The sequence below is a fragment of the Burkholderia sp. BCC1985 genome (genome assembly GCF_905339915.1).
Taxonomy (GTDB): Bacteria; Pseudomonadota; Gammaproteobacteria; order Burkholderiales; family Burkholderiaceae; genus Burkholderia.
Genome location: NZ_CAJPGY010000012.1, coordinates 166,189 through 190,595, shown reverse-complemented (window position 1 = coordinate 190,595; position 24,407 = coordinate 166,189). Strand labels below are relative to the sequence as shown.

Sequence of the window (24,407 nt, the reverse complement as noted above, 5' to 3'; positions counted from 1 at the left end):
CAATGAAAGCTCTGCTCGATCTATTCAAGCAAGTCCAACAGGAAGAAGTTTTCGACGCGATCAAGATCGGTCTGGCCTCGCCGGACAAGATCCGCTCGTGGTCGTTCGGCGAAGTGAAGAAGCCGGAGACCATCAACTACCGTACGTTCAAGCCGGAACGCGATGGTCTGTTCTGCGCGAAGATCTTCGGGCCGATCAAGGACTACGAGTGCCTGTGCGGCAAGTACAAGCGCCTGAAGCACCGCGGCGTGATCTGCGAGAAGTGCGGCGTCGAAGTGACGCTGGCGAAGGTGCGTCGCGAACGGATGGGCCACATCGAGCTGGCCTCGCCGGTCGCGCACATCTGGTTCCTGAAGTCGCTGCCGTCGCGTCTGGGCATGGTGCTCGACATGACGCTGCGCGACATCGAACGCGTGCTGTACTTCGAAGCATACGTGGTGATCGAACCGGGCATGACGCCGCTGAAGGCGCGGCAGATCATGACCGAAGAGGATTACTACAACAAGGTCGAGGAATACGGCGACGAATTCCGTGCCGAGATGGGCGCGGAAGGCGTGCGTGAACTGCTGCGTGCGATCAACATCGACGAGCAGGTCGAGACGCTGCGCACCGAGCTGAAGAACACCGGCTCGGAAGCGAAGATCAAGAAGTACGCGAAGCGCCTGAAGGTCCTCGAGGCATTCCAGCGCTCGGGCATCAAGCCCGAGTGGATGATCCTCGAAGTGCTGCCGGTGCTGCCGCCGGAACTGCGTCCGCTCGTGCCGCTGGACGGCGGCCGTTTCGCGACGTCGGACCTGAACGACCTGTATCGCCGCGTGATCAACCGTAACAACCGGTTGAAGCGTCTGCTCGAGCTGAAGGCACCTGAAATCATCGTCCGCAACGAAAAGCGGATGCTGCAGGAAGCCGTCGACTCGCTGCTCGACAACGGTCGTCGCGGCAAGGCGATGACGGGCGCGAACAAGCGTCCGCTGAAGTCGCTCGCCGACATGATCAAGGGCAAGGGCGGTCGTTTCCGTCAGAACCTGCTGGGCAAGCGCGTCGACTACTCGGGCCGTTCGGTCATCGTGGTCGGCCCGACGCTGAAGCTGCACCAGTGCGGTCTGCCGAAGCTGATGGCGCTCGAGCTGTTCAAGCCGTTCATCTTCAACAAGCTGGAAGTGATGGGCGTCGCGACGACCATCAAGGCTGCGAAGAAGGAAGTCGAGAACCAGACGCCGGTGGTGTGGGACATCCTCGAAGAGGTGATCCGCGAGCACCCGGTGATGCTGAACCGTGCGCCGACGCTGCACCGTCTCGGTATCCAGGCGTTCGAGCCGGTGCTGATCGAAGGCAAGGCGATTCAGCTGCACCCGCTCGTCTGCGCGGCGTTCAACGCCGACTTCGACGGTGACCAGATGGCCGTTCACGTGCCGCTGTCGCTCGAAGCGCAGATGGAAGCGCGTACGCTGATGCTGGCGTCGAACAACGTGCTGTTCCCGGCCAACGGCGATCCGTCGATCGTGCCGTCGCAGGATATCGTGCTGGGTCTGTACTACGCGACCCGCGAAGCGATCAACGGCAAGGGCGAAGGCCTGTCGTTCACCGGCGTGTCGGAAGTGATCCGCGCGTACGAGAACAAGGAAGTCGAGCTGGCCTCGCGCGTCAACGTGCGGATCACCGAAATGGTCCGCAACGAGGACACGTCGGAAGGCGCGCCGGAATTCGTGCCGAAGATCTCGCTGTACGCGACGACCGTCGGTCGCGCGATCCTGTCGGAGATCCTGCCGCACGGCCTGCCGTTCTCGGTGCTGAACAAGCCGCTGAAGAAGAAGGAAATCTCGCGCCTGATCAACACCGCATTCCGCAAGTGCGGTCTGCGTGCGACGGTCGTGTTCGCCGACCAGCTGATGCAGTCGGGTTTCCGCCTCGCGACGCGTGCCGGCATTTCGATCTGCGTGGACGACATGCTCGTGCCGCCGCAGAAGGAAACGATCGTCGGCGACGCCGCGAAGAAGGTGAAGGAGTACGACCGCCAGTACATGTCGGGTCTCGTCACCGCGCAGGAACGCTACAACAACGTGGTCGACATCTGGTCGGCAACGTCGGAAGCGGTCGGCAAGGCGATGATGGAGCAGCTGTCGACGGAGCCGGTGACGGACCGCGACGGCAACGAGACGCGCCAGGAGTCGTTCAACTCGATCTACATGATGGCCGACTCGGGCGCCCGGGGTTCGGCGGTGCAGATTCGTCAGCTGGCCGGTATGCGAGGCCTGATGGCGAAGCCGGACGGCTCGATTATCGAGACGCCGATTACCGCGAACTTCCGCGAAGGCCTGAACGTGTTGCAGTACTTCATCTCGACCCACGGTGCACGTAAGGGTCTGGCTGATACGGCACTGAAGACCGCGAACTCGGGTTACCTGACGCGTCGTCTCGTCGACGTCACGCAGGATCTGGTGGTGGTCGAGGACGATTGCGGCACGTCGAACGGCGTCGCGATGAAGGCGCTGGTCGAAGGCGGTGAAGTCGTCGAAGCGCTGCGCGACCGTATCCTCGGCCGCGTTGCGGTCGCGGACGTCGTGAACCCGGAAACGCAGGAAACGCTGTACGAATCGGGCACGCTGCTCGACGAAACGGCGGTCGAGGAAATCGAACGCCTCGGCATCGACGAAGTGCGCGTGCGCACGCCGCTGACCTGCGAAACGCGTTACGGTCTGTGCGCGGCCTGCTACGGCCGTGACCTCGGCCGCGGCTCGCTCGTGAACGTCGGCGAAGCAGTCGGCGTGATCGCGGCACAGTCGATCGGTGAACCGGGCACGCAGCTGACGATGCGTACGTTCCACATCGGTGGTGCGGCATCGCGTGCGGCAGTGGCGTCGTCGGTCGAAGCGAAGAGCAACGGTATCGTGCGTTTCACGGCGACGATGCGTTACGTCACCAACGCGAAGGGCGAGCAGATCGTCATTTCGCGTTCGGGCGAGGCGCTGATCACCGACGATTTCGGTCGCGAGCGCGAGCGTCACAAGGTGCCGTACGGCGCGACGCTGCTGCAGCTCGACGGCGCGACGATCAAGGCCGGCACGCAGCTGGCGACGTGGGACCCGATGACGCGTCCGATCATCACCGAGTACGGTGGTACGGTGAAGTTCGAGAACGTCGAGGAAGGCGTGACCGTCGCGAAGCAGATCGACGACGTGACCGGCCTGTCGACGCTGGTCGTGATCGACGTGAAGCGTCGTGGTTCGCAAGCTTCGAAGAGCGTGCGTCCGCAGGTGAAACTGCTCGACGCGAACGGCGACGAAGTGAAGATCCCGGGCACGGAGCACGCAGTGCAGATCGGCTTCCAGGTCGGCGCACTGATCACCGTGAAGGACGGCCAGCAAGTGCAGGTGGGTGAAGTGCTTGCACGTATCCCGACCGAAGCGCAGAAGACGCGTGACATTACCGGCGGTCTGCCGCGGGTGGCGGAACTGTTCGAAGCGCGTTCGCCGAAGGATGCCGGCATTCTCGCGGAAGTCACCGGTACGACGTCGTTCGGCAAGGACACGAAGGGCAAGCAGCGTCTCGTCATCACGGACCTCGAAGGCAATCAGCACGAGTTCCTGATCGCGAAGGAAAAGCAGGTCCTGGTCCACGATGCTCAGGTCGTCAACAAGGGCGAAATGATCGTGGACGGCCCGGCCGATCCGCACGACATCCTGCGTCTGCAGGGTATCGAGGCGCTGTCGCGCTACATCGTCGACGAAGTGCAGGACGTGTATCGTCTGCAGGGCGTGAAGATCAACGACAAGCACATCGAGGTGATCGTTCGCCAGATGCTGCGTCGTGTGCAGATCACCGACAACGGTGATACGCGCTTCATCCCGGGCGAACAGGTCGAGCGTTCCGACATGCTGGACGAGAACGATCGCATGATCGCCGAGGGCAAGCGCCCGGCTTCGTACGACAACGTGCTCCTCGGTATCACGAAGGCGTCGCTGTCGACCGACTCGTTCATCTCCGCGGCATCGTTCCAGGAAACGACCCGCGTGCTGACCGAAGCGGCGATCATGGGCAAGCGCGACGATCTGCGCGGCCTGAAGGAAAACGTGATCGTCGGCCGTCTGATCCCGGCCGGTACGGGTCTCGCGTTCCACAAGGCACGCAAGGCGAAGGAGATGTCCGACCGCGAGCGTTTCGACCAGATCGCAGCGGAAGAGGCATTCGACTTCGGTACGCCGAGCGCGCCGGCGGAAGAGCCGCAACACCCGGCAGCCGAATAAGCGCGGGCGGCGCGAGCCGCCTCACGCTGCCGTATTCGCTGTCATCGAAACCGCCCGGTCCGCCGGGCGGTTTTTTTTATCCGTCGTTCACGTGCATGACGGGCTTGCCGCACGGTCGCGCAGGCCCGTCATGCGCGCGCTCGAACCCTGTCCGATCGGCCAACGTTGCACGATTCGCCGCGCGCTGCGCGAGCGGGTTGTTAAAATTGCGGTCATCCTTCCGCCGTCCTCGTTCTCACTCATGTCCCGCGCCCTCGAAATCCTCGACGAAGTTTTTGGTTATTCCGCCTTTCGCGGCCAGCAGGGCGAGATCGTCGAACACGTCGCCGGCGGCGGCGATTGCCTCGTGCTGATGCCGACGGGCGGCGGCAAGTCGCTGTGCTACCAGATCCCGGCGCTGCTGCGCCGCGAGGCCGGGCAGGGCGCGGGCATCGTGGTGTCGCCGCTGATCGCGCTGATGCAGGACCAGGTCGCCGCGCTGAGCGAAGTCGGCGTGCGCGCGGCCTACCTGAACTCGACACTGTCGGGCGCCGAGGCCGCGGCGACCGAGCGCGCGTTGCGCGAGGGCGAGATCGACCTGCTGTACGTCGCGCCCGAGCGGCTGATGACGGGCCGCTTCCTCGACCTGCTCGAGCGCGCGAAGATCGGCCTGTTCGCGATCGACGAGGCGCACTGCGTGTCGCAGTGGGGGCATGACTTCCGTCCCGAATACATCCAGCTGTCGGTGCTGCACGAACGCTTCCCGTCGGTGCCGCGCATCGCGCTGACGGCCACTGCCGACGCGATCACGCGCGACGAGATCATCCATCGCCTTGCGCTCGACGACGCGCGCGTGTTCGTGTCGAGCTTCGATCGCCCGAACATCCGTTACCGGATCGTCGAGAAAGACAACGCGCGTTCGCAGCTGCTCGATTTCATCCGCGCGGAACACACGAACGCGGACGGCACGACCGACGCGGGCGTCGTCTACTGCCTGTCGCGCCGCAAGGTCGAGGAAACGGCCGAATGGCTGAAGGCTCAGGGTGTGCGCGCGCTGCCGTATCACGCGGGGATGGAGTTCGAGGTACGGCAGAAGCACCAGGAAATGTTCCAGCGCGAGGAAGGCATCGTGATGTGCGCCACGATCGCGTTCGGCATGGGCATCGACAAGCCGGATGTGCGCTTTGTCGCGCACCTCGATTTGCCGAAGAGCGTCGAGGGCTACTACCAGGAAACCGGCCGTGCGGGCCGCGACGGGATGCCGGCGAACGCGTGGATGGCGTATGGGCTCGGCGACGTCGTCCAGCAGCGCAAGATGATCGACGAGTCCGATGCGGACGACGCGCACAAGCGCGTGCAGACGTCGAAGCTCGACGCGTTGCTCGGGTTGTGCGAGACGATCTCGTGCCGGCGCGTGCGGCTCCTCAACTATTTCGGCGAGGCGAGCCAGCCGTGCGGCAACTGCGACACGTGCCTCGAACCGCCCGATTCATGGGACGCGACGCGCGAGGCGCAGATGGCGCTGTCATGCGTATTCCGCGCGCAGCGCGCGAGCGGCTTCAATTTCGGCTCGAGCCATCTGATCGAGATCCTGCGCGGCGGCCGCACGGAGAAAGTGTTGCAGCGCGGCCACGACCAGCTCAGCACGTTCGGGATCGGCGCATCGCTGTCCGAACCCGAGTGGCGCGCGATTTTCCGGCAACTCGTCGCGTACGGCTATCTCGCGGTCGACCATGGCGGCTTCGGCGCGCTGATGCTGACCGAGGCCGCGAAGCCGGTGCTGAAGAACGAGGAGAAGGTCACGCTGCGCCGCTACGTGAAGCCGCAGCGCACGCGCCAGTCGTCGAGCCGCAGCGGCACGCGCGTCGACCCGACGGCCGGCATGGGCACGCGCGAGCGCGCACGCTGGGACGCGCTGCGCGCGTGGCGCGCGGAAACCGCGAAGTCCGACGGCGTGCCGGCCTACGTGATCTTCCACGATGCGACGCTGGCCGAAATCGCGCGCAACGCGCCGGAGACGATCGACGACCTGCGCCATATCCCCGGCATGGGCGTGCGCAAGCTCGAACGCTTCGGCGACGAGATCATCGACGTCGTCGAATCGGCGTGACACAGGTGTTCCGACCCTTCCGGTAAACCGCCCGCGCGGCTGGCAAATCACGCAAGCCGTTGACTTAGTTGGCATTTCCGGAATATCATGCTGGGTTCCGGTATTCGGTGGGCCGTGTCGCGTTCGAAAGCTCGCACCCGATTCGCCGGTTCGGAAGTCAACTGTGCGTCGATTCTCGCTTTGCCCGAAATCGATGCGCAGATTTTGTTCAATTTCAGGAATAAACAATGCCAACCATCAACCAACTGGTTCGCAAAGGCCGTCAGTCGGAAACGACGAAGAGCAAGAGCCCGGCCCTGCAGGACTGCCCCCAGCGTCGCGGCGTGTGCACCCGTGTGTACACGACGACGCCGAAGAAGCCGAACTCGGCACTCCGTAAGGTCGCCAAGGTTCGTCTGACGAACGGCTTCGAAGTGATTTCGTACATCGGCGGTGAAGGCCACAACCTGCAGGAACACTCGGTTGTGCTGATCCGCGGCGGCCGTGTGAAGGACTTGCCGGGTGTGCGTTACCACATGGTTCGCGGCTCGCTGGATACCCAGGGCGTCAAGGACCGTAAGCAAGCGCGCTCGAAGTACGGCGCGAAGCGTGCAAAGGCTGCCAAGTAAGCAGTTTTTGATCAGGGATCGCCGCAGGGCGGTCAAGGCGGGAGTGCCGGATTGCCGGTGCTGTCGAGTAAGTGGTCACCCGGCCAAGCTGGTTAGTCGTGAAGATGTGATCGGGTTTGTTGGTGGCCGCGGAGCTGGAACCAGCTCCAACTGAACAAGTAAAGGAAGAATCATGCCGCGTCGTCGCGAAGTCCCCAAGCGGGAAGTGTTGCCGGATCCGAAGTTCGGCAACGTTGATGTTGCCAAGTTCATGAACATGCTGATGCTGTCCGGCAAGAAGTCGGTTGCAGAGCGCATCGTTTATGGCGCATTCGAACAAATCCAGACCAAGGGTGGCAAGGACCCGCTGGAAGTGTTCACGGTTGCGCTCAACAACGTGAAGCCGGTGGTCGAAGTGAAGAGCCGCCGCGTTGGTGGTGCCAACTATCAAGTTCCGGTCGAAGTGCGCCCGTCGCGTCGTATGGCATTGGCGATGCGCTGGCTGCGTGAGGCTGCGAAGAAGCGCAGCGAGAAGTCGATGGCTCTGCGCCTGGCAGGTGAACTCTCCGAAGCGGCCGAAGGCCGTGGCGGCGCGATGAAGAAGCGCGATGAAGTTCACCGCATGGCAGAAGCCAACCGCGCGTTCTCGCATTTCCGTTTCTAAGCGCCTGGCTGGGCTGTTTGCGGAAATAAATTCCGGGCGGGTGCGCTTTTCAGGCGCCTCGCCCGTTTGTGTTGAAGCATGATGCAGCTGGGCTGCATCATGTCATCCCAGTAGAGGATCAAAGTGGCTCGCAAGACTCCTATCGAGCGCTACCGCAATATCGGTATTAGCGCTCACATCGACGCCGGCAAAACGACGACGACCGAGCGCATTCTGTTTTACACCGGTGTGAACCACAAGATCGGTGAAGTCCACGACGGCGCAGCAACGATGGACTGGATGGAGCAGGAACAAGAGCGTGGCATCACGATCACGTCCGCTGCTACCACGGCCTTCTGGAAGGGCATGGGCGGCAACTATCCGGAACACCGCATCAACATCATCGACACCCCGGGCCACGTCGACTTCACGATCGAAGTGGAGCGTTCGATGCGCGTGCTCGACGGCGCGTGCATGGTGTACTGCGCAGTGGGCGGCGTGCAGCCGCAGTCGGAAACGGTGTGGCGCCAGGCTAACAAGTACAAGGTGCCCCGTCTCGCGTTCGTCAACAAGATGGACCGTACCGGCGCGAACTTCTTCAAGGTCTACGACCAGCTCCGTCTGCGCCTGAAGGCGAACCCGGTTCCGGTCGTGGTGCCGATCGGCTCGGAAGAAAACTTCAAGGGCGTGGTCGACCTGATCAAGATGAAGGCGATCATTTGGGACGAAGCGTCGCAAGGCACGAAGTTCGACTACGTCGACATCCCGGCCGAGCTCGCCGAGACCTGCAAGGAATGGCGCGAAAAGATGGTCGAAGTGGCTGCTGAAGCCAGCGAAGACCTGATGAACAAGTACCTGGAAGAAGGCGATCTGCCGGAAGCCGACATCGTCAAGGCGCTGCGCGACCGTACGATCGCGTGCGAAATCCAGCCGATGCTGTGCGGTACCGCGTTCAAGAACAAGGGCGTGCAGCGTATGCTCGACGCCGTGATCGACTTCCTGCCGTCGCCGGTCGACATCCCGCCGGTCAAGGGCGAGCTCGAAAACGGTGAAGAAGCAGAGCGCAAGGCGTCGGACGAAGAGAAGTTCTCGTCGCTCGCGTTCAAGATCATGACCGACCCGTTCGTCGGCCAGCTGATCTTCTTCCGTGTGTACTCGGGCGTCGTCAATTCGGGCGACACGCTGCTGAACTCGACCAAGGGCAAGAAGGAACGCCTCGGCCGGATTCTGCAGATGCACGCGAACCAGCGTGAAGAAATCAAGGAAGTCCGTGCAGGCGACATCGCTGCTGCGGTCGGCCTGAAGGAAGCGACCACGGGCGACACGCTGTGCGACCCGGCGAACCCGATCGTTCTCGAACGCATGGTGTTCCCGGAGCCGGTGATTTCGCAGGCTGTCGAGCCGAAGACCAAGGCTGACCAGGAAAAGATGGGCCTCGCGCTGAACCGTCTGGCGCAGGAAGATCCGTCGTTCCGCGTGCAGACCGACGAAGAGTCGGGCCAGACCATCATTTCGGGCATGGGCGAGCTCCACCTCGAAATTCTGGTCGACCGGATGAAGCGTGAATTCGGCGTGGAAGCGACCGTCGGCAAGCCGCAGGTTGCATACCGCGAAACGATCCGTTCGACGGCGAAGGATGTCGACGGCAAGTTCGTCAAGCAGTCGGGTGGTCGCGGCCAGTACGGTCACGCGGTCATCACGCTCGAGCCGAACGAACAAGGCAAGGGCTACGAGTTCTTCGACGAGATCAAGGGTGGTGTGATTCCGCGTGAATACATCCCGGCGGTCGACAAGGGTATCCAGGACACGCTGAAGTCGGGCGTGCTGGCTGGCTTCCCGGTCGTCGACGTGAAGGTTCACCTGACGTTCGGTTCGTACCACGACGTTGACTCGAACGAAAACGCGTTCCGCATGGCCGGTTCGATGGCGTTCAAGGAAGCGATGCGCAAGGCGAACCCGGTCGTCCTCGAGCCGATGATGGCTGTCGAAGTCGAGACGCCGGAAGACTACATGGGCAACGTGATGGGCGACCTGTCGGGCCGTCGCGGTATCGTCCAGGGCATGGAAGACATGGTTGGCGGCGGCAAGATCGTTCGCGCCGAAGTGCCGCTGTCGGAAATGTTTGGTTACTCGACGTCGCTGCGTTCGCTGACGCAAGGTCGTGCAACGTACACGATGGAGTTCAAGCACTACGCTGAAGCTCCGCGCAACGTTGCTGAAGCGATCATCAGCGCGAAGTCGAAGTAAATCTGCAGCTACCAACCGATATTTTTTGAAAGAAGAGAATCATGGCAAAAGGTAAATTTGAGCGGACCAAGCCGCACGTCAACGTTGGTACGATTGGTCACGTTGACCACGGCAAGACGACGCTGACGGCAGCGATCACGACGGTGCTGACGAAGAAGTTCGGCGGCGAAGCGAAGGCTTACGACCAGATCGACGCGGCACCGGAAGAAAAGGCGCGCGGCATCACGATCAACACGGCACACGTCGAGTACGAAACGGCTAACCGCCACTACGCACACGTCGACTGCCCGGGCCACGCTGACTATGTGAAGAACATGATCACGGGCGCGGCACAGATGGACGGCGCGATCCTGGTTTGCTCGGCAGCAGACGGCCCGATGCCGCAGACGCGTGAGCACATCCTGCTGGCACGTCAGGTTGGCGTTCCGTACATCATCGTGTTCCTGAACAAGTGCGACATGGTGGACGACGCTGAACTGCTCGAGCTGGTCGAGATGGAAGTTCGCGAACTCCTGTCGAAGTACGACTTCCCGGGCGACGACACGCCGATCGTGAAGGGTTCGGCCAAGCTGGCGCTGGAAGGCGACACGGGCGAGCTGGGCGAAGTGGCGATCATGAGCCTGGCCGACGCGCTGGACACGTACATCCCGACGCCGGAGCGTGCAGTTGACGGCGCGTTCCTGATGCCGGTGGAAGACGTGTTCTCGATCTCGGGCCGTGGTACGGTGGTGACGGGTCGTGTCGAGCGCGGCATCGTGAAGGTCGGCGAAGAAATCGAAATCGTCGGTATCAAGCCGACGGTGAAGACGACCTGCACGGGCGTTGAAATGTTCCGCAAGCTGCTGGACCAAGGTCAGGCAGGCGACAACGTCGGTATCCTGCTGCGCGGCACGAAGCGTGAAGACGTGGAGCGTGGCCAGGTTCTGGCGAAGCCGGGTTCGATCACGCCGCACACGCACTTCACGGCTGAAGTGTACGTGCTGAGCAAGGACGAAGGCGGCCGTCACACGCCGTTCTTCAACAACTACCGTCCGCAGTTCTACTTCCGTACGACGGACGTGACGGGCTCGATCGAGCTGCCGAAGGACAAGGAAATGGTGATGCCGGGCGACAACGTGTCGATCACGGTGAAGCTGATCGCTCCGATCGCGATGGAAGAAGGTCTGCGCTTCGCAATCCGCGAAGGCGGCCGTACCGTCGGCGCCGGCGTCGTCGCCAAGATCATCGAGTAATATCGACGATCCGCGGATCCCTCCGGGGTCCGCGATTCCACGGTAGGCAGTCGTACCGTCGAAACCGGGTGTCCAGTTTGATCTGGCACCCGGTTTTTCTTTGTGGTGTGCACATGGGTCCATTGACAAACGCGCACCACCGTTCCGAATTTTCGTGTAGAATCGCGGGCTTAGCAGTGGAAGTACCGTTCGGAACCTGGCGCTTCGCTCCCCGCAGGCAACAGGGTTCGCGTTCTTTTAGTGTCCGGCGATGCAACATCGCCTCGCTCTTTTCAAGGAATCGTCATGCAGCAACAGAAAATCCGCATTCGCCTGAAGGCATTCGACTATCGTCTGATCGATCAATCGGCTGCCGAGATCGTCGATACCGCGAAGCGGACTGGCGCAATCGTCCGTGGCCCGGTGCCGCTGCCGACGCGCATTCAGCGTTTTGACATCCTGCGTTCGCCGCACGTCAACAAGACGTCGCGCGATCAGCTCGAAATCCGTACCCACCAGCGCCTGATGGACATCGTCGATCCGACCGACAAGACGGTTGACGCGCTGATGAAGCTCGACCTGCCGGCTGGCGTCGACGTGGAAATCAAGCTGCAGTAAGGCTTTCGGCGCCAACCGGCTTGCCGGGTGGTGCTAAGTCTTTGTATTGCTTGCGGAAATCGAGAAGTCGGGCTATACTGCTTGGCTTTTCGTGTATTCGCGAAAAAAAGTTGGGCCTTGCGTGCCCGGCATTTTGTAAATCAGCCCCGACCAATCGCAGTCGGGAATGGAGAAAATGATGAGCCTTGGACTCGTAGGTCGCAAGGTTGGCATGACCCGTATCTTCACGGCTGAAGGGGATTCGATTCCCGTCACCGTGCTGGACGTGTCGGACAACCGCGTGACGCAGATCAAGACTGTTGAAACCGACGGCTACACGGCCGTGCAGGTTGCATTCGGCTCCCGCCGCGCATCGCGCGTGACGAAGCCGCTGGCAGGTCATCTCGCCAAAGCCGGTGTCGAAGCCGGTGAAATCCTCAAGGAATTCCGCATTGACGCGGCCAAGGCAGCTGAGCTGTCGAATGGCGCCGTGGTCGGTGCTGATCTTTTCGAAGTGGGCCAGAAGGTCGACGTGCAAGGCGTGTCGATCGGTAAGGGCTACGCCGGTACGATCAAGCGTTACAACTTCTCCTCCGGCCGTGCTACCCACGGTAACTCGCGCTCGCACAACGTGCCGGGCTCGATCGGTATGGCGCAGGATCCGGGTCGCGTTTTCCCGGGTAAGCGCATGACGGGTCACCTCGGTGACGTTACGGTGACGGTGCAGAACCTCGAAATCGCTCGTATCGACGCAGAGCGCAAGCTGCTGCTCGTCAAGGGCGCGATTCCGGGCGCGAAGGGCGGCAAGGTTTTCGTGACGCCGGCCGTCAAGACCAAGGGGGCGAAATAATGGAACTCAAGCTCCTGAACGAAAATGGTCAGGAAGGTGCAGTGGTCAACGCGTCGGACGTCGTGTTCGGTCGTGACTACAACGAAGCGCTGATCCACCAGGTCGTCGTCGCGTACCAGGCGAATGCTCGCCAGGGTAACCGCGCACAGAAGGACCGTGAGCAAGTCAAGCACACCACCAAGAAGCCGTGGCGTCAGAAGGGTACGGGCCGCGCTCGTGCCGGTATGTCGTCGAGCCCGTTGTGGCGTGGCGGTGGTCGCATCTTCCCGAACTCGCCGGAAGAGAACTTCTCGCACAAGGTCAACAAGAAGATGCATCGCGCAGGTCTCTGCTCGATCTTCTCGCAGCTGGCCCGCGAAGGCCGTCTGTCGGTCGTCGAGGACATCATCCTCGAAGCGCCGAAGACCAAGCTGCTGGCTGACAAATTCAAGACCATGGGTCTCGACTCCGTTCTGATCATCACGGACACGGTCGACGAGAACCTGTACCTGGCTTCGCGCAACCTGCCGCACGTGGCGATTGTCGAGCCGCGCTACGCAGACCCGCTGTCGCTGATCTACTTCAAGAAAGTGCTGGTCACGAAGGCTGCGGTCGCCCAGATCGAGGAGTTGCTGTCATGAGCGAGATTCGCAAGAACGATCATCGTTTGATGCAGGTCCTGCTCGCACCGGTGATCTCGGAAAAGGCGACGCTGGTTGCCGACAAGAACGAGCAAGTCGTGTTCGAAGTCGCACCGGATGCCACGAAGCAGGAAGTGAAGGCGGCTGTCGAGCTGCTGTTCAAGGTTGAAGTTGATTCGGTCAACGTGCTGGTTCAGAAGGGCAAGCAAAAGCGCTTCGGCCGTTCGATGGGCCGCCGCAAGGACGTGAAGAAGGCGTACGTTTGCCTGAAGCCCGGCCAGGAAATCAACTTTGAAGCGGAGGCCAAGTAATCATGGCAATCGTTAAAGTTAAGCCGACATCGCCGGGTCGCCGCGCGATGGTCAAGGTGGTCAACAAGAACCTGCACCAGGGCAAGCCGTTCGCGGCACTGCTCGACTCGCAGAGCTCGACCGCCGGCCGTAACAACAACGGTCGTATCACCACGCGTCACAAGGGTGGTGGTCACAAGCAGCACTACCGTATCGTCGATTTCCGTCGCACGAAGGATGGCATCCCGGCAAAGGTCGAACGTCTCGAGTACGACCCGAACCGTAGCGCGAACATCGCGCTGGTGCTCTACGCAGACGGCGAGCGTCGCTACATCATCGCCCCGAAGGGCCTGACGGTCGGCCAACAGCTGATGTCGGGTTCGGAAGCGCCGATCCGTGCAGGCAACACGCTGCCGATCCGCAACATTCCGGTCGGTACGACGATCCACTGCATCGAGATGCTGCCGGGCAAGGGCGCGCAAATGGCGCGTTCGGCTGGCACGTCGGCCATGCTGCTGGCACGTGAAGGCGTCTACGCGCAGGTTCGTCTGCGTTCGGGCGAAATCCGCCGCGTGCACATCGAGTGCCGTGCAACGATCGGTGAAGTCGGCAACGAAGAGCATAGCCTGCGCCAGATCGGCAAGGCTGGCGCGAACCGCTGGCGCGGTATCCGCCCGACGGTGCGTGGCGTTGCGATGAACCCGGTTGATCACCCGCACGGTGGTGGTGAGGGCAAGACGGCTGCAGGTCGTGACCCGGTGAGCCCGTGGGGTACGCCGGCTAAGGGTTACCGTACCCGCAGCAACAAGCGCACGACGACGATGATCGTCCAGCGCCGTCACAAGCGTTAAGGAGTAGGCAATGGCACGTTCTGTAAAAAAAGGTCCGTTCTGCGACGCCCATTTGCTGAAGAAAGTTGAGGCGGCTGCAGCTTCGCGCGACAAAAAGCCGATCAAGACCTGGTCGCGTCGCTCGACGATTCTGCCGGATTTCATCGGCCTGACGATCGCTGTTCACAACGGCCGTCAACACGTTCCGGTGTACATCTCGGAAAACATGGTCGGCCACAAGCTTGGCGAGTTCGCACTGACCCGTACGTTCAAGGGTCACGCGGCCGACAAGAAGGCCAAGAAATAAGGGGCAATCAAGATGGAAGTGAAAGCAATTCATCGCGGTGCCCGCATCTCGGCGCAAAAAACGCGCCTTGTGGCTGACCAGATCCGCGGTTTGCCGGTCGACAAGGCGCTGAACGTTCTGACGTTCTCGCCGAAGAAGGCGGCTGGCATCGTGAAGAAGGTTGTGCTGTCGGCAATCGCGAATGCGGAGCACAACGAAGGCGCTGATATCGACGAGCTCAAGATCAAGAGCATCTACGTCGACAAGGCTGCATCGCTCAAGCGTTTCACCGCGCGCGCCAAGGGCCGCGGTAACCGCATCGAGAAGCAATCCTGTCACATCACTGTGACGGTCGGGAATTAAGGAGCCATACGATGGGACAGAAAATTCATCCGACTGGCTTCCGCCTGGCTGTCAGCCGCAATTGGGCTTCGCGTTGGTACGCGAACAACAACAATTTCGCGGCGATGCTGCAGGAAGACATCGGTGTTCGTGAATACCTGAAGAAGAAGCTGAAGAACGCTTCGGTCGGTCGGGTCGTCATCGAGCGTCCGGCGAAGAACGCGCGCATCACGATTTACAGCTCGCGTCCGGGCGTCGTCATCGGCAAGAAGGGCGAGGATATCGAACAGCTGAAGACGGAACTGCAACGCCGCATGGGCGTGCCGGTTCACGTCAACATCGAAGAGATCCGCAAGCCGGAAACCGATGCGCAACTGATCGCTGACTCGATCACGCAACAGCTCGAGCGCCGGATCATGTTCCGTCGCGCGATGAAGCGTGCGATGCAGAACGCGATGCGTCTGGGTGCCCAAGGCATCAAGATCATGAGCGCAGGCCGTCTGAACGGTATCGAAATCGCTCGTACGGAGTGGTATCGCGAAGGTCGCGTGCCCCTTCACACGCTGCGTGCCGACATCGACTACGCGACTTCGGAAGCGAAGACGACCTACGGGATCATCGGCGTCAAGGTGTGGGTGTACAAGGGCGACACGCTCGGCCGCAATGACGCGCCGGTGGTTGAAGAAGTAGCCGAAGACAAGCGTCCGCGTCGCAATGCGCGTCCGGGCGACCGTCGTCCGCGCCGTGACGGCGAAGGCGGCGCTCCGGGTGCTCGTCGTGGCGCACCGCGCCGTGGCGCCGGCAAGCCGGAAGACGGCAAGACTGGAGAATAACGATGCTGCAACCGAAACGCAGGAAGTATCGCAAAGAGCAGAAGGGTCGTAACACCGGCAAGGCGACGCGCGGCAACGCAGTGTCGTTCGGTGAATTCGGCCTGAAGGCGATCGGTCGCGGTCGTTTGACCGCACGTCAGATTGAAGCGGCGCGTCGTGCAATGACGCGTCACATCAAGCGTGGCGGCCGCATCTGGATCCGGATCTTCCCGGACAAGCCGATTTCGCAAAAGCCGGCAGAAGTGCGTATGGGTAACGGTAAGGGTAACCCGGAGTACTACGTCGCCGAGATCCAGCCGGGCAAGATGCTCTATGAAATGGACGGCGTAACCGAAGAACTGGCACGCGAAGCGTTCCGTCTGGCTGCAGCCAAGCTGCCGCTGAAGACGGCATTCATCGTGCGCCAGCTCGGCGCCTAAGGAGAAAACATGAAGGCTTCCGAACTTCTCCAGAAAGACCAGGCCGCGCTCAACAAGGAGCTGGCGGACCTGCTGAAGGCGCAATTCGGCCTGCGCATGCAACTCGCGACCCAGCAGCTCACGAACACGAGCCAGCTGAAGAAGGTTCGTCGCGACATCGCACGTGTGCGGACCGTCATGACTCAGAAGGCGAACCAGAAATGAACGATAGCGTGAAAACCTCGCTGAAGCGGACGCTGGTCGGTCGGGTCGTCAGCAACAAGATGGACAAGACCGTCACCGTGCTGATCGAGCACCGCGTCAAGCACCCGATCTACGGCAAGTATGTCGTGCGCTCGAAGAAGTACCACGCGCATGATGAAGCGAACACCTGCAACGAAGGCGATCTCGTCGAAATCCAGGAAACTCGTCCTGTTTCGAAGACGAAGGCCTGGACGGTGTCGCGCCTCGTCGAAGCAGCTCGCGTCATCTAAGCGGGCAGAGCAGTAGGCAGTAACAAGCACTTCGCCACGAAGTGCTTGAAATCGCAAAGTTTTTGCTTGCGTGACCAGGGTTATTTGTTATAATCCTGGTCTTCCCTCTTTATGGGAGCCCCGTCGCGGGCGAAGTTGGTGGGGGAAGCGGACTGGCGCCAGCCTGTCCGAAAGATTCACCGAATTGCGATGGCGGGTTTCGTTTGCCGTCGCTGCTGTTCCAACCCAAGCAGCCGATTGGCTGACGGGACCAAGACTGACCGAATGCATCATGGTGGTGCAATCGGATTAAGTTGGGAAAGACAAACCATGATCCAGACCGAATCTCGGCTCGAAGTAGCCGACAACACGGGTGCACGTGAAGTCATGTGCATCAAGGTGCTCGGCGGCTCGAAGCGTCGTTATGCCGGCATTGGCGACATCATCAAGGTGACCGTCAAAGAAGCAACGCCGCGCGGGCGCGTGAAGAAAGGCGAAATCTACAACGCCGTGGTGGTCCGCACCGCCAAGGGTGTTCGCCGTCAAGACGGCTCGCTGATCAAGTTCGACGGCAACGCCGCTGTGCTTTTGAATAACAAGCTTGAGCCGATCGGCACCCGTATCTTCGGGCCGGTGACGCGTGAGCTGCGTAGCGAACGATTCATGAAGATCGTTTCGCTGGCGCCGGAAGTGCTGTAAGGAGTCGCGATGAACAAGATTCGCAAAGGTGACGAAGTCATCGTCGTCACTGGCAAAGACAAGGGCAAGCGCGGCGTCGTGCTGGCTGTCGGTGCAGAACATGTGACGGTTGAAGGTATCAACCTCGTCAAGAAGCATGTGAAGCCGAACCCGATGAAGGGTACGACGGGCGGCGTGGAAGCGAAGACGATGCCCCTGCATATTTCGAACGTCGCACTGGTCGACGCGAATGGCAAGGCGTCGCGTGTTGGCATCAAGGTCGAGGAAGGCAAGAAGGTTCGCTTCCTGAAGACGACCGGTGCCGTACTGAGCGCCTGACGCAGCGGAGTAAAAAATGGCTCGTTTTCAAGAGTTTTACAAAGAAAAGGTTGTGCCCGGCCTGATCGAGAAGTTCGGTTACAAGTCGGTCATGGAAGTGCCGCGCATCACCAAGATCACGCTGAACATGGGTCTTGGCGAAGCGATCGCTGACAAGAAGATCATCGAGAACGCCGTTGGCGACCTCACGAAGATCGCTGGTCAGAAGCCGGTCGTCACGAAGGCGCGCAAGGCAATCGCAGGCTTCAAGATCCGCCAGGGTTACCCGATCGGCGCGATGGTGACGCTGCGTGGCCAAGCGATGTACGAATTCCTCGACCGTTTCGTGACCGTTGCCCTGCCCCGCGTGCGTGACTTCCGCGGTGTGTCGGGTCGTGCCTTCGATGGCCGCGGCAACTACAACATCGGTGTGAAAGAGCAGATCATTTTCCCCGAAATCGACTACGACAAGATCGACGCACTGCGTGGGCTGAACATCAGCATCACGACGACTGCGAAGACCGACGACGAAGCAAAGGCTCTGCTCGCCAGCTTCAAGTTCCCGTTCAGAAACTGAGGTTACCGTGGCTAAACTGGCACTGATCGAACGTGAAAAGAAGCGCGCCCGCCTGGTCGCGAAGTTCGCAGCAAAGCGCGAAGCGCTGAAGGCGATCGTCGAAGACCAAAGCAAGTCGGAAGAAGAGCGCTACGAAGCACGCCTTGAGCTGCAGCAACTGCCCCGCAACGCAAACCCGACCCGCCAGCGTAACCGCTGCGCGATCACGGGCCGTCCGCGTGGCACGTTCCGTAAATTCGGCCTCGCGCGTAACAAGATTCGTGAAATCGCATTCCGTGGCGAGATTCCTGGCCTGACCAAGGCGAGCTGGTAATAGGAGAAACGTAAATGAGCATGAGTGATCCTATCGCCGATATGCTGACTCGCATCCGCAACGCGCAGATGGTCGAGAAGGTATCGGTTGCGATGCCCTCGTCGAAGGTCAAGGTTGCAATCGCGCAAGTCCTGAAGGACGAAGGTTATATCGACGATTTCGCCGTCAAGGCGGAAGGTGCGAAGTCCGAACTGAATATCGCGCTGAAGTACTACGCAGGTCGCCCGGTCATCGAACGCCTCGAGCGCGTGTCGAAGCCTGGTCTGCGCGTGTACCGCGGCCGTAACGACATTCCGCAGGTCATGAACGGCCTGGGTGTGGCAATCGTGTCGACGCCGAAGGGCGTGATGACCGACCGCAAGGCGCGCGCTACCGGCGTCGGCGGCGAAGTCATCTGCTACGTTGCTTAAAGCCGAGGAGAGAGAAACATGTCTCGAGTAGGTAAGAGCCCGATCGCGCTGCAAGGCGCGGAAGTCAAGCTGGCTGACGGTGCGATCACCGTCAAGGGCCCGCTGGGCACCATCACGCAAGCGATCAATCCGCTCGTGAACGTGGCGAACAACGACGGCACGCTGAATCTGTCGCCGGTCGACGAAAGCCGCGAAGCAAACGCACTGTCGGGCACGATGCGCGCGATCATCGCGAATGCCGTGCACGGCGTGACCAAGGGTTTCGAGCGCAAGCTGACGCTGGTTGGCGTCGGTTATCGTGCGCAAGCGCAAGGCGACAAGCTGAACCTGTCGCTGGGTTTCTCGCACCCGGTGGTGCACCAGATGCCGGAAGGCGTCAAGGCTGAAACCCCGACGCAAACCGAAATCGTGATCAAGGGGATCAACAAGCAACAAGTCGGTCAAGTGGCTGCGGAAGTCCGCGGTTACCGTCCGCCGGAGCCGTACAAGGGCAAGGGCGTGCGCTATTCCGACGAGGTTGTGATCCTCAAAGAAACGAAGAAGAAGTAAGGGTGCGCAATCATGGATAAGACTCAATCTCGCCTGCGCCGCGCTCGCCAGACGCGTATCAAGATCGCTGAGCTGCAGGTCGCGCGTCTCGCCGTGCATCGCACGAACACGCACATCTACGCTCAAGTGTTCTCGCCCTGCGGCACCAAGGTGCTCGCCAGCGCGTCGACGCTCGAGGCAGAAGTGCGCGCTGAACTGGCCGACAAGTCGGGCAAGGGCGGCAACGTTAATGCCGCGACGCTGATCGGCAAGCGTATTGCCGAGAAGGCAAAGGCTGCCGGCATCGAATCCGTCGCCTTCGACCGCTCGGGCTTCCGCTACCACGGCCGCGTCAAGGCGCTGGCTGAGGCAGCTCGCGAAGCTGGGCTCAAGTTCTAAGGAAGGAATTCGTCATGGCAAAGATGCAAGCGAAAGTTCAGGCTGACGAGCGCGACGACGGCCTTCGCGAAAAGATGATTTCGGTCAATCGCGTGACCAAGGTCGTGAAGGGTGGCCGTATTCTCGGCTTCGCCGCACTGACCGTGGTTGGCGACGGCGATGGCCGCATCGGTATGGGCAAGGGCAAGGCGAAGGAAGTGCCGGTCGCTGTCCAGAAGGCAATGGAACAAGCTCGCCGCAACATGTTCAAGGTGCCGCTCAAGAACGGCACGCTGCAGCACGAAGTGCACGGCAAGCATGGCGCATCCGCTGTCCTCCTCGCTCCGGCGAAGGCAGGTACGGGCGTGATCGCCGGCGGCCCGATGCGCGCAGTGTTCGACGTGATGGGCGTTCAGAACGTCGTGGCGAAGAGCCACGGTTCGACGAACCCGTACAACCTCGTTCGCGCCACGCTGGACGGTCTGCGCAAGCAGTCGACCCCGGCAGACATCGCGGCGAAGCGCGGCAAGTCCGTCGAAGATATTTTGGGCTAAGCCCGGGTGGTCACCATGTCTGAAAAAACTGTCAAGGTTCAGCTCGTCAAGAGCCTGATCGGGACCCGCGAATCGCACCGTGCGACCGTGCGTGGCCTGGGCCTGCGCCGACTCAACTCGGTTAGCGAGCTGCAGGATACGCCGGCGGTCCGCGGCATGATCAACAAGGTCTCGTACCTCGTTAAGGTCATCGCGTAAGCGGCCCTACGGATCAAGGAGTTGATATGGAATTGAATAACCTGAAGCCGGCCGCTGGTGCAAAGCACGCCAAGCGTCGTGTCGGCCGCGGCATCGGTTCGGGCCTCGGCAAGACGGCTGGCCGTGGTCACAAGGGTCAGAAATCGCGTTCGGGCGGCTTCCACAAAGTCGGTTTCGAAGGCGGTCAGATGCCGCTGCAACGTCGTCTGCCGAAGCGCGGCTTCACGTCGCTGACGAAGGAATTCGTCGGTGAAGTGCGCCTGGGCGACCTCGAGAAGCTGCCGGTCGATGAAATCGATCTGCTCGCACTGAAGCAAGCCGGCCTGGTCGGCGAGCTGACGAAGAGCGCAAAGATCATCGCGACGGGCGAACTGAAGCGCAAGATCGTCGTGAAGGGTCTCGGCGCCACCAAGGGTGCGCGCGCTGCGATCGAAGCGGCTGGCGGTTCGTTCGCCGAGTGACACGCGTAGCGCGTCGTTACTTGCATTCATCGGAGAAGGTACTTGGCTAACAGCCCGAGTCTTGCAAAACCCGGTCGAAGCACGGCGAAATTCGGCGATCTGCGTCGGCGAGCGATGTTCCTGCTCCTGGCGCTGATCGTCTATCGCATCGGCGCGCACATCCCCGTGCCGGGCATCGATCCGGATCAACTGGCGAAGCTGTTCCAGAGCCAGGCGGGCGGCATCCTGGGCATGTTCAACATGTTCTCGGGTGGCGCGCTTTCCCGCTTCACGATCTTTGCGCTGGGGATCATGCCGTACATCTCGGCGTCGATCATCATGCAGTTGCTGGCGATCGTCTCGCCGCAACTCGAGGCGCTGAAGAAGGAAGGGCAGGCAGGGCAACGGAAGATCACGCAGTACACGCGGTATTTCACCGTGGTGCTCGCGACCTTCCAGGCGTTCGGTATCGCGGCTGCGCTGGAAAACCAGCCGGGCCTCGTGATCGACCCCGGCATGCTGTTCCGGCTGACGACGGTCGTGACGCTGGTTACCGGCACGATGTTCCTGATGTGGCTGGGTGAGCAGATCACCGAGCGTGGTCTGGGCAACGGCATCTCGATCATCATCTTCGGCGGGATCGCAGCAGGGTTCCCGAATGCCGTCGGTGGGCTGTTCGAGCTGGTGCGTACGGGTTCGATGAGCATCATTTCGGCGATCATCATCGTCGTTCTGATCGCCGCGGTGACTTACCTGGTCGTGTTCATCGAACGCGGTCAGCGCAAGATCCTCGTGAACTACGCGAAGCGCCAGGTCGGCAACAAGATCTACGGTGGCCAGTCGTCGCACTTGCCGCTGAAGCTGAACATGTCGGGCGTGATTCCGCCGATCTTCGCATCGTCGATCATCCTGTTCCCGGCCACGATTCTCGGCTGGTTCAGCACGGGTCAGCCGTCGGGAAGCTGGATCTCCAACACGTTGCATAACGTCGCGGAGGCGCTGAAGCCGGGCCAGCCGGTCTATGTGCTGCTGTACACGCTGGCGATCGTGTTTTTCTGCTTCTTCTACACCGCACTGGTGTTCAACAGCAGGGAAACCGCGGACAACCTGAAGAAGAGCGGCGCGTTTGTTCCGGGCATTCGTCCGGGCGACCAGACCGCACGATATATCGACCGCATCCTCACGCGTCTGACGCTGGCCGGTGCGATCTACATCGTCTTCGTGTGTCTGCTGCCGGAATTCCTGGTGCTGCGCTGGAACGTGCCGTTTTATTTTGGTGGAACGTCGCTGCTGATCATTGTCGTCGTCACGATGGACTTCATGGCGCAGGTGCAGTCGTACGTTATGTCGCAACAGTATGAGTCGCTGCTCAAGAAGGCAAACTTCAAGGGCGGCAACATCCCAATGCGTTAATCAAGGACTATGGCCAAAGACGATGTAATCCAGATGCAAGGTGAGGTGATCGAAAACCTCCCGAATGCGACCTTCCGCGTGAAGCTGGAAAACGGCCATGTCGTGTTGGGGCATATCTCCGGGAAGATGCGGATGCACTACATCCGCATCCTGCCGGGCGACAAGGTGACGGTTGAATTGACGCCTTACGATCTGTCTCGTGCGCGGATCGTGTTCCGGGCGAAGTGATTTGAAAAAAGGGTATTATCATGAAAGTGATGGCATCGGTTAAGCGCATTTGCCGCAATTGCAAGATCATCAAGCGCAAAGGCGTCGTTCGCGTGATCTGCAGCTCGGATCCGCGCCACAAGCAGCGCCAAGGCTGACCGCGCGTTTGTTTGCGCTTTTTGTTTGAGGAAAAACAATGGCTCGTATCGCAGGGGTTAACATCCCGAATCACCAGCATACCGAGATCGGCCTGACGGCAATCTTCGGTATCGGCCGCACGCGCTCGCGCAGCATCTGCACGGCAGCTGGCGTGGAATTCTCGAAGAAGGTCAAGGACCTGACCGACGCAGACCTCGAAAAGCTGCGTGAAGAAGTGGGCAAGTTCATCGTCGAAGGCGATCTGCGCCGTGAAGTGACGATGAACATCAAGCGCCTGATGGACCTCGGTTGCTACCGTGGCGTTCGTCATCGCAAGGGCCTGCCGATGCGCGGTCAGCGTACGCGTACGAACGCACGTACCCGCAAGGGTCCGCGTCGTGCAGCGCAAGCGCTGAAGAAGTAAGCGGAACTGACAGTTACAGGAAAACGTAATGGCTAAGGCTTCGAACACCGCGGCGCAACGCGTTCGCAAGAAGGTTAAGAAGAACGTCGCTGAAGGCGTGGTTCACGTTCACGCGTCGTTCAACAACACGATCATCACGATCACCGATCGCCAGGGCAATGCACTGGCATGGGCGACGTCGGGCGGCCAGGGCTTCAAGGGCTCGCGCAAGTCGACGCCGTTCGCTGCTCAGGTTGCTGCTGAGTCGGCCGGTCGCGTGGCGATGGAATATGGCGTGAAGAATCTGGAAGTGCGGATCAAGGGCCCGGGCCCGGGTCGTGAGTCGGCAGTGCGTGCACTGCATGGCCTCGGCATCAAGATCACCGCGATTTCGGACGTCACCCCGATTCCGCACAACGGCTGCCGTCCGCCGAAGCGCCGTCGTATCTAAGAATGCTGCTGGCACGTTCGTGCTGGCGCATTTGCCTGTCGCCGCGTAGCGTCGACGGGCGTTGCTTTTTTGATTGACTAAGCCCACCGTTCGCCCCAAAGGGCGCGAACTAGCGCGGATTCCGGTCCGCGTGACTGATTGATAAAGGAATGCAAAGTGGCACGTTATATCGGCCCTAAGGCCAAGCTGTCCCGCCGTGAAGGCACCGACCTGTTCCTGAAGAGCGCGCGCCGCTCGCTCGCCGACAAGTGCAAGCTCGACAGCAAGCCGGGTCAGCACGGCCGTACCTCGGGCGCACGTACGTCCGACTATGGTACGCAGCTGCGCGAAAAGCAGAAGGTCAAGCGTATTTACGGCGTCCTGGAGCGTCAGTTCCGCCGCTACTTCGCTGAAGCCGACCGCCGCAAGGGCAACACGGGTGAAAACCTGCTGCAACTGCTCGAGTCGCGTCTCGACAACGTCGTGTATCGCATGGGCTTCGGCTCGACCCGCGCTGAAGCGCGTCAGCTGGTGAGCCACAAGTCGATCACGGTGAACGGCGTCGTCGCGAACGTGCCGTCGCAGCAAGTGAAGGCGGGTGACGTCGTCGCGATCCGCGAAAAGGCGAAGAAGCAGGCGCGTATCGTCGAAGCGCTGTCGCTGGCCGAGCAAGGCGGCATGCCGAGCTGGGTTGCAGTCGATGCGAAGAAGTTCGAAGGCACGTTCAAGCAAATGCCGGAACGCGCTGAAATCGCAGGCGACATCAACGAAAGCCTGATCGTCGAATTGTATTCGCGTTAATCCGATTGACGGCCGAGGTACCCCGATTGCGTTATGCAAGGAGGGGCCTCGGCTGTTTATTTTCTGGTTGTTACCGGTCAG

33 protein-coding genes are annotated in these 24,407 nt (G+C 61.0%); all 33 read left to right on the top strand.

Going from position 1 to position 24,407, the window contains the following annotated elements; translation table 11 throughout:
- The first annotated feature begins 2 nt into the window (after positions 1–2).
- Positions 3–4,244, top strand: a complete 4,242-nt coding sequence (gene rpoC / locus U4Z31_RS15180; protein WP_044849036.1) for a DNA-directed RNA polymerase subunit beta' — start codon at positions 3–5, stop codon at positions 4,242–4,244.
- Between the two features lie 241 nt (positions 4,245–4,485).
- Positions 4,486–6,333 carry a DNA helicase RecQ gene (gene recQ, locus U4Z31_RS15175; RefSeq protein WP_044849035.1) on the top strand — a complete coding sequence of 616 codons (1,848 nt, stop codon included), beginning with the start codon at positions 4,486–4,488 and terminating at the stop codon, positions 6,331–6,333.
- Positions 6,334–6,560: 227 nt separating this feature from the next.
- Positions 6,561–6,941 (top strand): 30S ribosomal protein S12, encoded by a 381-nt coding sequence (gene rpsL / locus U4Z31_RS15170; RefSeq protein ID WP_006400662.1) that lies wholly within the window; start codon positions 6,561–6,563, stop codon positions 6,939–6,941.
- A gap of 172 nt (positions 6,942–7,113) precedes the next feature.
- Positions 7,114–7,584, top strand: a complete 471-nt coding sequence (gene rpsG, locus U4Z31_RS15165; protein WP_006477195.1) for a 30S ribosomal protein S7 — start codon at positions 7,114–7,116, stop codon at positions 7,582–7,584.
- Positions 7,585–7,707: 123 nt separating this feature from the next.
- The gene (gene fusA / locus U4Z31_RS15160; RefSeq protein WP_044849034.1) at positions 7,708–9,810 is read left to right on the top strand and encodes an elongation factor G; all 2,103 of its coding nucleotides are present in this window, start codon (positions 7,708–7,710) and stop codon (positions 9,808–9,810) included.
- Positions 9,811–9,851: 41 nt separating this feature from the next.
- Positions 9,852–11,042 carry an elongation factor Tu gene (gene tuf, locus U4Z31_RS15155; protein ID WP_011350666.1) on the top strand — a complete coding sequence of 397 codons (1,191 nt, stop codon included), beginning with the start codon at positions 9,852–9,854 and terminating at the stop codon, positions 11,040–11,042.
- Positions 11,043–11,327: 285 nt separating this feature from the next.
- The gene (gene rpsJ / locus U4Z31_RS15150) at positions 11,328–11,639 is read left to right on the top strand and encodes a 30S ribosomal protein S10 (RefSeq protein ID WP_004199280.1); all 312 of its coding nucleotides are present in this window, start codon (positions 11,328–11,330) and stop codon (positions 11,637–11,639) included.
- Positions 11,640–11,817: 178 nt separating this feature from the next.
- Positions 11,818–12,468 (top strand): 50S ribosomal protein L3, encoded by a 651-nt coding sequence (gene rplC / locus U4Z31_RS15145; protein WP_006752926.1) that lies wholly within the window; start codon positions 11,818–11,820, stop codon positions 12,466–12,468.
- Complete coding sequence (gene rplD / locus U4Z31_RS15140; protein WP_006477192.1) at positions 12,468–13,088, top strand: 50S ribosomal protein L4; 621 nt, start codon at positions 12,468–12,470, stop codon at positions 13,086–13,088. The genes rplC and rplD overlap by 1 nt, the downstream gene beginning before the upstream one ends.
- Positions 13,085–13,399: a 50S ribosomal protein L23 gene (gene rplW, locus U4Z31_RS15135; protein ID WP_004199275.1), complete on the top strand. Its 315-nt coding sequence runs from the start codon at positions 13,085–13,087 to the stop codon at positions 13,397–13,399. The genes rplD and rplW overlap by 4 nt, the downstream gene beginning before the upstream one ends.
- Positions 13,400–13,401: 2 nt before the next feature.
- On the top strand, positions 13,402–14,229 hold the full coding sequence (rplB, locus tag U4Z31_RS15130) for a 50S ribosomal protein L2 (protein ID WP_006482900.1): 828 nt from the start codon (positions 13,402–13,404) through the stop codon (positions 14,227–14,229).
- Between the two features lie 10 nt (positions 14,230–14,239).
- Positions 14,240–14,515 carry a 30S ribosomal protein S19 gene (rpsS, locus tag U4Z31_RS15125; protein WP_004199273.1) on the top strand — a complete coding sequence of 92 codons (276 nt, stop codon included), beginning with the start codon at positions 14,240–14,242 and terminating at the stop codon, positions 14,513–14,515.
- Between the two features lie 12 nt (positions 14,516–14,527).
- Positions 14,528–14,857 carry a 50S ribosomal protein L22 gene (gene rplV / locus U4Z31_RS15120; RefSeq protein ID WP_004199272.1) on the top strand — a complete coding sequence of 110 codons (330 nt, stop codon included), beginning with the start codon at positions 14,528–14,530 and terminating at the stop codon, positions 14,855–14,857.
- 11 nt (positions 14,858–14,868) lie between these two features.
- The gene (gene rpsC / locus U4Z31_RS15115; RefSeq protein ID WP_006482899.1) at positions 14,869–15,669 is read left to right on the top strand and encodes a 30S ribosomal protein S3; all 801 of its coding nucleotides are present in this window, start codon (positions 14,869–14,871) and stop codon (positions 15,667–15,669) included.
- Between the two features lie 2 nt (positions 15,670–15,671).
- On the top strand, positions 15,672–16,088 hold the full coding sequence (gene rplP / locus U4Z31_RS15110) for a 50S ribosomal protein L16 (protein ID WP_006482873.1): 417 nt from the start codon (positions 15,672–15,674) through the stop codon (positions 16,086–16,088).
- 9 nt (positions 16,089–16,097) lie between these two features.
- Positions 16,098–16,292, top strand: a complete 195-nt coding sequence (rpmC, locus tag U4Z31_RS15105) for a 50S ribosomal protein L29 (protein WP_006400652.1) — start codon at positions 16,098–16,100, stop codon at positions 16,290–16,292.
- Complete coding sequence (gene rpsQ, locus U4Z31_RS15100) at positions 16,289–16,561, top strand: 30S ribosomal protein S17 (protein WP_006752928.1); 273 nt, start codon at positions 16,289–16,291, stop codon at positions 16,559–16,561. Before rpmC ends, rpsQ begins: the two co-directional genes overlap by 4 nt.
- 309 nt (positions 16,562–16,870) lie before the next feature.
- The gene (gene rplN / locus U4Z31_RS15095) at positions 16,871–17,239 is read left to right on the top strand and encodes a 50S ribosomal protein L14 (RefSeq protein ID WP_006752929.1); all 369 of its coding nucleotides are present in this window, start codon (positions 16,871–16,873) and stop codon (positions 17,237–17,239) included.
- A gap of 9 nt (positions 17,240–17,248) precedes the next feature.
- Positions 17,249–17,557, top strand: coding sequence for a 50S ribosomal protein L24 (rplX, locus tag U4Z31_RS15090; protein WP_006477187.1), 309 nt, complete (start codon positions 17,249–17,251; stop codon positions 17,555–17,557).
- Positions 17,558–17,573: 16 nt separating this feature from the next.
- Positions 17,574–18,113 (top strand): 50S ribosomal protein L5, encoded by a 540-nt coding sequence (rplE, locus tag U4Z31_RS15085; RefSeq protein WP_006477186.1) that lies wholly within the window; start codon positions 17,574–17,576, stop codon positions 18,111–18,113.
- Between the two features lie 7 nt (positions 18,114–18,120).
- Positions 18,121–18,426 (top strand): 30S ribosomal protein S14, encoded by a 306-nt coding sequence (rpsN, locus tag U4Z31_RS15080; RefSeq protein ID WP_006482884.1) that lies wholly within the window; start codon positions 18,121–18,123, stop codon positions 18,424–18,426.
- Between the two features lie 14 nt (positions 18,427–18,440).
- Positions 18,441–18,836, top strand: coding sequence for a 30S ribosomal protein S8 (gene rpsH, locus U4Z31_RS15075; RefSeq protein ID WP_006477185.1), 396 nt, complete (start codon positions 18,441–18,443; stop codon positions 18,834–18,836).
- A gap of 18 nt (positions 18,837–18,854) precedes the next feature.
- Positions 18,855–19,385, top strand: coding sequence for a 50S ribosomal protein L6 (gene rplF, locus U4Z31_RS15070; protein ID WP_006758786.1), 531 nt, complete (start codon positions 18,855–18,857; stop codon positions 19,383–19,385).
- A gap of 12 nt (positions 19,386–19,397) precedes the next feature.
- Positions 19,398–19,763, top strand: a complete 366-nt coding sequence (gene rplR / locus U4Z31_RS15065; RefSeq protein ID WP_006477183.1) for a 50S ribosomal protein L18 — start codon at positions 19,398–19,400, stop codon at positions 19,761–19,763.
- Positions 19,764–19,777: 14 nt separating this feature from the next.
- Positions 19,778–20,296 carry a 30S ribosomal protein S5 gene (gene rpsE / locus U4Z31_RS15060; RefSeq protein WP_006752931.1) on the top strand — a complete coding sequence of 173 codons (519 nt, stop codon included), beginning with the start codon at positions 19,778–19,780 and terminating at the stop codon, positions 20,294–20,296.
- Positions 20,297–20,311: 15 nt separating this feature from the next.
- Positions 20,312–20,494, top strand: coding sequence for a 50S ribosomal protein L30 (rpmD, locus tag U4Z31_RS15055; protein ID WP_006400644.1), 183 nt, complete (start codon positions 20,312–20,314; stop codon positions 20,492–20,494).
- 26 nt (positions 20,495–20,520) lie between these two features.
- On the top strand, positions 20,521–20,955 hold the full coding sequence (gene rplO / locus U4Z31_RS15050) for a 50S ribosomal protein L15 (protein ID WP_006482880.1): 435 nt from the start codon (positions 20,521–20,523) through the stop codon (positions 20,953–20,955).
- Between the two features lie 42 nt (positions 20,956–20,997).
- Entirely contained in the window at positions 20,998–22,347 is a 1,350-nt protein-coding gene (gene secY, locus U4Z31_RS15045) for a preprotein translocase subunit SecY (RefSeq protein ID WP_006400642.1), read from the top strand.
- 9 nt (positions 22,348–22,356) lie between these two features.
- On the top strand, positions 22,357–22,575 hold the full coding sequence (gene infA / locus U4Z31_RS15040) for a translation initiation factor IF-1 (RefSeq protein WP_004521905.1): 219 nt from the start codon (positions 22,357–22,359) through the stop codon (positions 22,573–22,575).
- A gap of 20 nt (positions 22,576–22,595) precedes the next feature.
- Positions 22,596–22,712, top strand: a complete 117-nt coding sequence (rpmJ, locus tag U4Z31_RS15035) for a 50S ribosomal protein L36 (RefSeq protein ID WP_004199844.1) — start codon at positions 22,596–22,598, stop codon at positions 22,710–22,712.
- Between the two features lie 38 nt (positions 22,713–22,750).
- Positions 22,751–23,116: a 30S ribosomal protein S13 gene (gene rpsM / locus U4Z31_RS15030; protein WP_039323572.1), complete on the top strand. Its 366-nt coding sequence runs from the start codon at positions 22,751–22,753 to the stop codon at positions 23,114–23,116.
- A gap of 28 nt (positions 23,117–23,144) precedes the next feature.
- Positions 23,145–23,546: a 30S ribosomal protein S11 gene (gene rpsK / locus U4Z31_RS15025; protein ID WP_004197937.1), complete on the top strand. Its 402-nt coding sequence runs from the start codon at positions 23,145–23,147 to the stop codon at positions 23,544–23,546.
- 156 nt (positions 23,547–23,702) lie between these two features.
- Entirely contained in the window at positions 23,703–24,326 is a 624-nt protein-coding gene (gene rpsD, locus U4Z31_RS15020; protein ID WP_006477177.1) for a 30S ribosomal protein S4, read from the top strand.
- The last annotated feature ends 81 nt before the right edge of the window (positions 24,327–24,407 follow it).

Excerpts from the sequence above, each read along its gene's own strand:
- rpoC (WP_044849036.1), top strand. The coding sequence starts at position 3 with ATGAAAGCTCTGCTCGATCTATTCAAGCAAGTCCAACAGGAAGAAGTT.
- recQ (WP_044849035.1), top strand. The coding sequence starts at position 4,486 with ATGTCCCGCGCCCTCGAAATCCTCGACGAAGTTTTTGGTTATTCCGCC.
- rpsL (WP_006400662.1), top strand. The coding sequence starts at position 6,561 with ATGCCAACCATCAACCAACTGGTTCGCAAAGGCCGTCAGTCGGAAACG.
- rpsG (WP_006477195.1), top strand. The coding sequence starts at position 7,114 with ATGCCGCGTCGTCGCGAAGTCCCCAAGCGGGAAGTGTTGCCGGATCCG.
- tuf (WP_011350666.1), top strand. The coding sequence starts at position 9,852 with ATGGCAAAAGGTAAATTTGAGCGGACCAAGCCGCACGTCAACGTTGGT.
- rpsJ (WP_004199280.1), top strand. The coding sequence starts at position 11,328 with ATGCAGCAACAGAAAATCCGCATTCGCCTGAAGGCATTCGACTATCGT.
- rplC (WP_006752926.1), top strand. The coding sequence starts at position 11,818 with ATGAGCCTTGGACTCGTAGGTCGCAAGGTTGGCATGACCCGTATCTTC.
- rplD (WP_006477192.1), top strand. The coding sequence starts at position 12,468 with ATGGAACTCAAGCTCCTGAACGAAAATGGTCAGGAAGGTGCAGTGGTC.
- rplW (WP_004199275.1), top strand. The coding sequence starts at position 13,085 with ATGAGCGAGATTCGCAAGAACGATCATCGTTTGATGCAGGTCCTGCTC.
- rplB (WP_006482900.1), top strand. The coding sequence starts at position 13,402 with ATGGCAATCGTTAAAGTTAAGCCGACATCGCCGGGTCGCCGCGCGATG.
- rpsS (WP_004199273.1), top strand. The coding sequence starts at position 14,240 with ATGGCACGTTCTGTAAAAAAAGGTCCGTTCTGCGACGCCCATTTGCTG.
- rplV (WP_004199272.1), top strand. The coding sequence starts at position 14,528 with ATGGAAGTGAAAGCAATTCATCGCGGTGCCCGCATCTCGGCGCAAAAA.
- rpsC (WP_006482899.1), top strand. The coding sequence starts at position 14,869 with ATGGGACAGAAAATTCATCCGACTGGCTTCCGCCTGGCTGTCAGCCGC.
- rplP (WP_006482873.1), top strand. The coding sequence starts at position 15,672 with ATGCTGCAACCGAAACGCAGGAAGTATCGCAAAGAGCAGAAGGGTCGT.
- rpmC (WP_006400652.1), top strand. The coding sequence starts at position 16,098 with ATGAAGGCTTCCGAACTTCTCCAGAAAGACCAGGCCGCGCTCAACAAG.
- rpsQ (WP_006752928.1), top strand. The coding sequence starts at position 16,289 with ATGAACGATAGCGTGAAAACCTCGCTGAAGCGGACGCTGGTCGGTCGG.
- rplN (WP_006752929.1), top strand. The coding sequence starts at position 16,871 with ATGATCCAGACCGAATCTCGGCTCGAAGTAGCCGACAACACGGGTGCA.
- rplX (WP_006477187.1), top strand. The coding sequence starts at position 17,249 with ATGAACAAGATTCGCAAAGGTGACGAAGTCATCGTCGTCACTGGCAAA.
- rplE (WP_006477186.1), top strand. The coding sequence starts at position 17,574 with ATGGCTCGTTTTCAAGAGTTTTACAAAGAAAAGGTTGTGCCCGGCCTG.
- rpsH (WP_006477185.1), top strand. The coding sequence starts at position 18,441 with ATGAGCATGAGTGATCCTATCGCCGATATGCTGACTCGCATCCGCAAC.
- rplF (WP_006758786.1), top strand. The coding sequence starts at position 18,855 with ATGTCTCGAGTAGGTAAGAGCCCGATCGCGCTGCAAGGCGCGGAAGTC.
- rplR (WP_006477183.1), top strand. The coding sequence starts at position 19,398 with ATGGATAAGACTCAATCTCGCCTGCGCCGCGCTCGCCAGACGCGTATC.
- rpsE (WP_006752931.1), top strand. The coding sequence starts at position 19,778 with ATGGCAAAGATGCAAGCGAAAGTTCAGGCTGACGAGCGCGACGACGGC.
- rpmD (WP_006400644.1), top strand. The coding sequence starts at position 20,312 with ATGTCTGAAAAAACTGTCAAGGTTCAGCTCGTCAAGAGCCTGATCGGG.
- rplO (WP_006482880.1), top strand. The coding sequence starts at position 20,521 with ATGGAATTGAATAACCTGAAGCCGGCCGCTGGTGCAAAGCACGCCAAG.
- infA (WP_004521905.1), top strand. The coding sequence starts at position 22,357 with ATGGCCAAAGACGATGTAATCCAGATGCAAGGTGAGGTGATCGAAAAC.
- rpmJ (WP_004199844.1), top strand. The coding sequence starts at position 22,596 with ATGAAAGTGATGGCATCGGTTAAGCGCATTTGCCGCAATTGCAAGATC.
- rpsM (WP_039323572.1), top strand. The coding sequence starts at position 22,751 with ATGGCTCGTATCGCAGGGGTTAACATCCCGAATCACCAGCATACCGAG.
- rpsK (WP_004197937.1), top strand. The coding sequence starts at position 23,145 with ATGGCTAAGGCTTCGAACACCGCGGCGCAACGCGTTCGCAAGAAGGTT.